This is a genomic window from Pseudomonas sp. MF6767, assembly GCF_016405475.1.
In the GTDB taxonomy this organism is placed as follows: Bacteria; Pseudomonadota; Gammaproteobacteria; order Pseudomonadales; family Pseudomonadaceae; genus Aquipseudomonas; species Aquipseudomonas paracarnis.
The window spans coordinates 297,984-305,794 of sequence record NZ_JAEKCY010000006.1 but is presented as its reverse complement, the minus strand read 5'-3'; the positions used below and the strand labels follow the sequence as shown (position 1 = coordinate 305,794).

Sequence of the window (7,811 nt, the reverse complement as noted above, 5' to 3'; positions counted from 1 at the left end):
GGGTAACCTGCCTGATAATTCACGGTTGACGAGAATGTCCGTATTCAGTTTTGCCGCTTGGATCGGCAGTGCCGGGCGCCCAGGAAAAAATAGCGGGCGCAGCCGAGGGCCTGGAGTGGCTTCCGGCAGGCTTGGAAAATTAAGGTATCTGTGGGCTGGGGGGTGACATGGGAAGCGGGGACAAGTGCCCGGCTGAAGGGTTCCACCGGACTCTGGCGGTTACCCCTCTCTGTGGATGCCAAGGCGGCCCGGAGCTGACAGCCTCAGGGTAAACAAGGTGCGCGGGACATGGTAAAACAGCGCCGTGCCCTTTTCCGGAGAACGCGGCGATGACGTCCAAACTTGAACAACTCAAGCCATTCACCACTGTGGTCTGCGACACCGGCAATCTGGAAGCCATCAGCCGCCTGCGGCCCGTGGGCGCCACCACCAACCCGTCGCTGCTGCTCAAGGCCTGCGCCATCCCGGAATACGCTGAGCGATTGCGTGCCGAAGGGATCCGACAGTTTGCGCGGGATCAGGAAAAACTGGAAAAGCTGCTGGCCTGCGCATGACTGCACTCTCTCCTTTGGCCCAACCACGCACGTTGGTGTTCCTGACCTACCCGCACATGGGCTTGCTCGACCTGACTGGCGCCCAGACGGTGTTCTGGGCCGCGACCAAGGCCATGGCCGAGCGCGGTTTGCAAGGTTATGTGTTGCACAACGCCAGCCTGGCGGGCGGGCTGATGCCGACCGCCGAGGGCTTGAGCGTCGACACCGTCGCCTTGGCACAGTTTGACCCCGCTGCCATCGACACCCTGGTGGTACCCGGCGCGCCGGCCATTGAGCAAGCCATGCTGGAAAATACCGCGCTGGTGGACTGGTTGCGCAACGCCTCCGGTCAGGCGCGACGGACCGCCTCGGTGTGCAGCGGCACGTTTTTGCTGGCGCTGGCGGGCTTGCTGGAGGGGCGCCGCGCGGCAACGCATTGGGCCATGTGCGAGCTGCTCAAGCAACGCTTCCCGAGCATCGAGGTGGACGTGGACGCGATCTTCGTGCAGCAAGGCCAGGTGTGGACCTCGGCGGGCGTCAGCGCCGGGATCGACCTGGCGCTCGCGCTGGTGGAGGCTGACTGCGGGCGCGAAGTGGCGCTGCAAGTGGCACGCGAATTGGTGGTGTTCCTCAAGCGCCCCGGTGGCCAGGCGCAGTTCAGCCAGGTGCTGCAAGCGCAAACCGCCGACAGCGCCAGCTTTGATGCGCTGCATGCGTGGATCAGCGACAACCTGCGCGACAGCGACCTCAGCGTCGAGCGCCTGGCCGCGCAGAGCCATATGAGCCCACGCAACTTTGCCCGGGTCTATAAGCAAAAAACCGGTCGCACCCCGGCCAAGGCCATCGAACTGTTTCGCATGGAAGCGGCGCGCCGCATGCTCGAAGACTCCCAGCGCAGCATCGACCAGATCGCCGGGCTTTGCGGGTTTGGCGATGAGGAACGCATGCGCTGCACCTTCCACCGCCACCTGGCCATCTCACCCCGCGACTACCGCGAGCGCTTTTCCGGCTAGGCCGGCAGAGGTGGCAGTCATCCAGGGTTATATGTCCTTTCGGACAGACCCTGCTGCTTTTACAGTGATCCGGCAATGCCTTGCGGCTTATCTGGTCTCTGGAGCAACCCCATGAAACAACACATTCTGATCATTGGCGCCGGGTTCGGTGGCGTGTGGAGCGCCTTGAGCGCGGTTCGGCTACTGGATAAACACGACCGCAACGATGTGCGCATCAGCCTGCTCGCCCCCCAAGCGGAGCTGCGTATCCGCCCGCGGTTCTACGAGCCCGATGTACATACCATGCTGGCCCCGCTTGATGCGCTGTTCGACGCTGTGGGCGTGACCTTTGTGCAAGGCGCCGCCGACAGCATCGACGCCACTAATAAGCAAGTGACCTACCGCAACGCGGCCGGCATCCCGGCCACCCTCGCCTACGATCGCCTGGTAGTGGCCGCCGGCAGCCGCTTGAACCGCCCCGGCATGGACGGCATCGAGCATGTGTTCGATGTGGATCAGATCGAAGACGCGGCGCACCTTGAAGCCCATATCAACGCCCTGAAAAACCTGCCCGACAGCCCGGCCCGCAATACCGTGGTGGTGGCCGGCGGCGGCTTCACCGGTATCGAGACCGCCACCGAAATGCCGGCGCGCCTGCGTGGCGCACTGGGTGAGACGGCCAACATCCGTGTGATCGTGGTCGACCGCGGGCCGCAGATTGCCGCGTCGATGGGCGATGGCATACGCCCATCGATCATCGAAGCCAGCCAGGCACTGGGGCTTGAATGGGTACTGAACACCTCGGTCGCCTCGGTGGATGCCGGTGGCGTGACCCTGGCTGATGGGCAGCGGATTGAATCGAGCACCGTGATCTGGACCATCGGCTTTCGCGCCAACCCCCTGACCGAACAGATTGAGGGCACCCGCGATGCCCAGGGCCGCCTGCACGTGGACGCCCACCTCAAGGTCAAGGGCCAGGCTGCCATCTTCGCCGCTGGCGACGTGGCCTACGCCGCCACTGACGCGCTGGGCAACTTCGCTGCCATGTCCTGCCAGCACGCCATCGCGCTGGGCCGCTACGCCGGCAACAACGTCGCCGCCGATCTGATCGGCGTGGCCCCCATGGCCTACAGCCAACCCAAATACGTGACCTGCCTCGACCTCGGCGCCTGGGGCGCGGTGTACACCGAAGGCTGGGACCGTCAGCTCAAGCTGGTGGGCCAGGAAGCCAAGGAACTCAAACAGCAGATCAATAGCGTGTGGATCTACCCACCGGCAGCGGATAGAAAGGTGGCGTTGGCGGCGGCGGATCCGTTGATCCCGGTGGCGTAGAACTTCGCGTTGCTCACTACAATGACAGGATGTGAACGATCCATTTTTTTGATGTCATCCACTTCCCGGTTGCGATGGAGCATCGCGCAGGCTACTCTTTCAACTCGCAGCAAGTGCTGCGATTGGACTTGGCGGTCCGACCAGATATAGGCGCAACGGCGCCCCCAACACGATTGCAGGCGCTTTTTTTGCGCCCGTGATTTCGTGCAATGGCGGGTTGCGCAGGGACTTCTTCGGAAGTGCCGGGTCCTATATCCCCGGTCCGCCAACCTTGCGTAATCCGCCACCCTAATTCTGCTTGGCGGCAGAAGGTGACGGCTCACTTAGATATAGGAGCAAGAACCATGACCTCATCTGATCGGTATATGCCCATAACGGGCCCCGATTGCACCATACCACACTGCTAATCGATACTCAGGCGCCGCTTGATGCTTTGCATGACGCAGCAGTTTTTCGTATTCGGGCAGTCACTCAAGTTCTGGAAAACCTGGCACTTCGCGATGAAATCAGCAGCGATACCGTGGTGCTGCAGGACTTCGCGTCGCTGTTGAGTATTCCATTGCGGGACGGCTGCGATTTACTGGATGTGATCGGGCGTAGGCTAAGGGCAAGGATGTCGTAACCGAAAACAGGCGACCTTACGGTCGCCCTCTATAAACTCAGCAAATCAGCAAAGCCGCATTTATTCAGCGTACCTTGTGATAGTTGGCCAAAGCATTCATATATGCTGCTTTAACGGTCAGGCCTACAGTATCCAATACCTTCGCGTTAAGGGCAGCAAGCTTGTCACCTATCAAGCTTTGCCCCGCCTGCTTCAACTTGAGCCGGGAATGCCCGGCATATTTCGTGCCGGCGATATCCACCGTCAGGCTAACCTCACAGGCGTAATAGTCAGGAGAGTTCCAAGTCTTGACGAAGACTCTGTCGATCTCGACGCTGGTTTTGAGTGTCGAAGAGGGAGAAACGCCCACCGCACGCTTGGTGAAGTCGGTCCAGTCGTCAACAGGAACGTTGGCGAACCCCTCGTAAAGGCCGACATTGTAATTAGCAGCATGCCAAACAAGCTTGCTCGACTCCTTGCAGCGCGTACACTTTTCAGCGCCAGTCACTTGCACGATGTCGGCCTGTACAACACTACTTTTGATTGCCGCCAACTCGGCCTCCGTCGAGTACGCCGCGAAGTGCAACTGGTTGGTAACGCAACCACTGAGCCCTAACAGAACACATGCAACGATCAAGTACTTCATCAATCACCAATCCCTGTGAAATTCATTTATTAAGCGGCACACCCTGCCCAAACCGCCGAATCGCCAGGCAATACCCCACCAACGCCAGCCCCGCCAACAAACCGCCCGCCGCGCCGATCCAGGCGAAGCCGAAGTGGCTGCCCACCCAACTGCCCATCAACGCGCCGCCGCCGATGCCAATGTTGTAGATCCCGGAAAACATCGCCATGGCCACATCCGTGGCATCCGGTGCCAACACCAGCACCTTGGACTGCATGGCCAGGCCAAACCCCATGATCGCCATGCCCCAGAAAATGCTCAGCCCCACCAGGTAAGACTCGGCGCCGCTCAACGGCAGCATCAGCGCCAGGCACGCGGCGAGGATAGACACTGCGCCGATCACGAACAGGTGGGGGTTGAAGCGATGCACCAGGCTGAACAACAACGAGCCGATGATGCCAGCACCACCGAACACCAACAGGATCAGGGTCACGGCACTGCCGCCCAGGCCGGCGACGCCTTCGACGAAGGGTTCGATGTAGCTGTAGGCGGTGAATTGCGCGGTGACGGTCATTGCGGTCAGCACGTAGAGCGCCACCAGCGCCGGGCGCTTGAACAGCAGCGGCAGGCTGCGCAGGGAGCCGGAGTTCTGGCTGGGCAGCAGCGGCAAGGTGCGCGCCAGCCAGAACACCAGGGCGGCGGCGAACGCGGCGATCACCAGAAAGGTGGTACGCCAGCCCATGGCCTCGCCCAACAGACGGCCTAACGGAATGCCCAGTACCATCGCCAGGGACGTGCCGGTGGCCAGCAAACCAAGGGCCTGAACCTGCTTGCCCTCTGGCGCCAGGCGTACAGCCAGCGAAGCCGTGATCGACCAGAACAACGCATGGGCCAGGGCGATGCCGACCCGACTGACCATCAGCAAGCCGAAGCTGGTGGCCACGCTGGAGAGAATATGGCTGGCGATAAACAGACCGAACAGCACAATCAACAATTTTCGCCGTTCGACGTTGCGGGTCAGCAGCATCACCGGCAGCGAGGTCAGCGACACGATCCACGCATAAATGGTGAGCATCAGGCCGACGCTGGCCACGGGCATGTCAAAGCTGGCGCCGATGGCGCTGAGCAGCCCGACGGGGACGAATTCGGTGGTATTGAACACAAACGCGGCCAGCGCGAGGGCGATGACCGGTTGCCAATTGGCTTGGGGGGTTGCGGCTGAAAGGCTCATTGACGGGCGCGGTACTCTGACGATGATCAAGCGGCCACCCAGGACAAGCGCCGCCGCCGAGCATTCTATAGGTTTCTCGCACCGCTGTTGCTGCGGATCGTCGCCCCAGGGTTTATGGCGAGGTCATGGTAATCACGTAATTGCCCGACTGAATCAGCTTGCCGGCGCGGTCTACCAGCACGTAACGCTGATCGTAATGGCGCCCCTCGCCGGTGTCCGCTACCAGCCGCACATGGGGTGCGTCGACGCTGACCACCGGCGCGACACTGCGCACCTCGATTCGGCTGCCACGACTGGATTGGGCGCAACCGCGCAGTTCCATTACCGAGCCGCTGCGCGCATTTGTCGCACACCCTGACTCGACAATCGCGCCGCTGAACCTGATGGTGCCCTGCCCCACGGTCTGGGCGGCGCCGCAGGTACTTGCCCACAGGCCCAGGAGGCCAGTCATTACCGCAACACGACGAACGTTCATGCCGACACTCCTTCTTGGGTTAGTTAAGAAGTAAGTCGTCGGCACGCCGGTTAACTTGAGCTTATTTACCCGCGAATGAGAGGTGCATCACGGATCTACCTGCCCCATCAATTCAGGAATGCTCTCCGGCCGCTGGGCATAGCGTTGGGCCAACGCCGCGCAGACCATCAACTGGATCTGGTGAAACAGCATCAACGGCAAAATCAACACCCCCATGCTCGCCCCGGCAAACAGCACCTGCGCCATCGGCACGCCGGTCGCCAGGCTTTTCTTCGAGCCGCAGAACAGGATGGTGATACGGTCTTCCTGGTTAAAACCAAACGCCTTGCCCAGCAGCGTCGACGCCACCAACACCAGGGCCAGCAACACGCAGCAGGCCACCACCAACCCGCCCAATTCCCACAGCGGGATCTGGTGCCAGATGCCCTCATTGACCGCCTCGCTGAAGGCGCCGTAGACCACCAACAGAATCGAGCCCTGGTCGACGAATTTCAGCCAGGCTTTGTTACGCCCGACCCAGCCCCCAATCCAGCGGCTGGCGACTTGCCCGGCAATGAACGGCAGCAACAACTGCACGCTGATTTTGACAATCGCATCGACTGTGGAGCCGCCATCCCCATGCACGTTGAGCAGCAGCGCTACCAGCAGCGGCGTCAGGAAGATGCCGAACAGGCTGGACGCCGCCGCGCTGCAGATGGCCGCCGGAATATTGCCGCGCGCCAGGGAGGTAAAGGCAATCGCCGATTGCACGGTGGCCGGCAAGGCGCAGAGGTAGAGCATGCCCATGTACAGCTCGTTGCCGATCAACGGCGACAGCACTGGCTTGAGCGCCAGGCCCAGCAACGGAAACAGTACGAAGGTCAGGCTGAACACCAGCAAATGCAAACGCCAGTGGCCGGCACCGGCGACGATAGCCTTGCGCGACAGCTTGGCGCCGTGGAGGAAAAACAGCAGCGCGATGGCCAGGTTGGTGACCCAGCCGAACGCCACGGCGGTCTGGCCGCTGGCGGGCAGCAGTGAGGCGAGGATCACGGTGGCGATCAGGGTGAGGGTGAAGTTGTCGGGGAGAAACCGGGGCCGGGTCATAAGCAATTCTTCCAGGGGTTGCCAAGAGCGTCGCGACGACTCTAACGTAACCACCTGTTACCGACTAACGCCAATGAGCCAGTAAATGCCGCCTAAAGGACATGAAAAAGCCGTGCGCCGCAGTGTACCTGGGCTTTCCAGCCTGCCGAGGCCGGTGTACGGGCGTACTGAATCCTTGCCCAACCGGGCGCTGACACGACGCCACAGCCACCCGTGGGTGCAGTTGTCCTACGCGATTTCCGGGGTGCTGGAGATCCAGACCAGCGTCGGTCGTTTCGTCGCGCCACCGCAGCGCGCCGTATGGATTCCGGCCGGCATGCCCCATCGTGTGTTCAGTTCGCCCCATACGGAGATGCGCAGCTTGTACCTCGATTGCAGCGTCACCGCGTGGGCCGCCGAGCGTTGCCAGGTGCTGGAGGTGAGCAGTTTGTTACGCGAGCTGATCCGCAACTTCAGCCAATTACCGGTGGAATATACCGAGGACGGGCCGGACGGGCGCCTGGCACAGGTACTGCTCGACCAGCTCGCCGCCGCACCCCAGGTGGATTTGATGTTGCCGCTGCCTCACGACCCACGACTGCGGCAGATCTACCGCAGCCTGAACCTGCACCCCGAGCAGCAGACCACCTTGGGCGAGTGGAGCCGCAAACTGGGGGTCAGCGAAAAGACCCTCAGTCGGGTGTTCCTGAGTGACACCGGGCTGACATTCCGCGCGTGGCGCCAGCGCCTGCGCCTGTTGAGCGCCCTGCCCGCCCTGGAACAAGGCGAGCGGGTGACGGATGTGGCATTGGGGTGTGGCTATGAATCGACCTCAGCGTTTATCAATGCATTTCGTCAGCAGTTCGATTCCACCCCCGGTGAGTTCTTCCGCTGACCCTCCCACGACGCAAATAATCCCCAAACCCACGCTCGGCTGGTATTGTGCCGCGCTTTGAA

The 7,811-nt window shown here is 61.7% G+C and carries 7 protein-coding genes and 2 pseudogenes; 5 read left to right on the top strand and 4 right to left on the bottom strand.

Features of this window, described 5'->3' with window-relative positions; all coding sequences use genetic code 11:
* Nucleotides 1-329: 329 nt before the first annotated feature.
* The 4 genes and pseudogenes from JFT58_RS13175 to JFT58_RS13160 form a co-directional block, all read left to right on the top strand.
* Nucleotides 330-488, top strand: a pseudogene (locus JFT58_RS13175) (transaldolase family protein); the annotation flags it as partial.
* A gap of 62 nt (nt 489-550) precedes the next feature.
* Nucleotides 551-1,546, top strand: coding sequence for a GlxA family transcriptional regulator (locus JFT58_RS13170; protein ID WP_103299381.1), 996 nt, complete (start codon nt 551-553; stop codon nt 1,544-1,546).
* 111 nt (nt 1,547-1,657) lie between these two features.
* Nucleotides 1,658-2,857, top strand: a complete 1,200-nt coding sequence (locus tag JFT58_RS13165; RefSeq protein WP_054898763.1) for an NAD(P)/FAD-dependent oxidoreductase — start codon at nt 1,658-1,660, stop codon at nt 2,855-2,857.
* 365 nt (nt 2,858-3,222) lie between these two features.
* Nucleotides 3,223-3,479 (top strand): annotated as a pseudogene (locus JFT58_RS13160) (hypothetical protein).
* A gap of 64 nt (nt 3,480-3,543) precedes the next feature.
* On the opposite strand, the gene JFT58_RS13155 reads toward JFT58_RS13160, so the two are convergent.
* The 4 genes from JFT58_RS13155 to JFT58_RS13140 all read right to left on the bottom strand — a co-directional run bounded on the left by JFT58_RS13155 (nt 3,544) and on the right by JFT58_RS13140 (nt 6,875).
* Entirely contained in the window at nt 3,544-4,104 is a 561-nt protein-coding gene (locus JFT58_RS13155; RefSeq protein ID WP_054898764.1) for a hypothetical protein, read from the bottom strand.
* 22 nt (nt 4,105-4,126) lie between these two features.
* Nucleotides 4,127-5,314 (bottom strand): sugar transporter, encoded by a 1,188-nt coding sequence (locus JFT58_RS13150; protein ID WP_054917142.1) that lies wholly within the window; start codon nt 5,312-5,314, stop codon nt 4,127-4,129.
* Between the two features lie 112 nt (nt 5,315-5,426).
* Nucleotides 5,427-5,789 (bottom strand): type 1 fimbrial protein, encoded by a 363-nt coding sequence (locus JFT58_RS13145; RefSeq protein ID WP_054899119.1) that lies wholly within the window; start codon nt 5,787-5,789, stop codon nt 5,427-5,429.
* Nucleotides 5,790-5,876: 87 nt separating this feature from the next.
* On the bottom strand, nt 5,877-6,875 hold the full coding sequence (locus tag JFT58_RS13140; RefSeq protein WP_034127750.1) for a bile acid:sodium symporter family protein: 999 nt from the start codon (nt 6,873-6,875) through the stop codon (nt 5,877-5,879).
* 85 nt (nt 6,876-6,960) lie between these two features.
* Here JFT58_RS13140 and JFT58_RS13135 point away from each other — a divergent pair, with 85 nt between their 5' ends.
* Nucleotides 6,961-7,749 carry an AraC family transcriptional regulator gene (locus JFT58_RS13135; RefSeq protein WP_032896737.1) on the top strand — a complete coding sequence of 263 codons (789 nt, stop codon included), beginning with the start codon at nt 6,961-6,963 and terminating at the stop codon, nt 7,747-7,749.
* Nucleotides 7,750-7,811 lie beyond the last annotated feature (62 nt).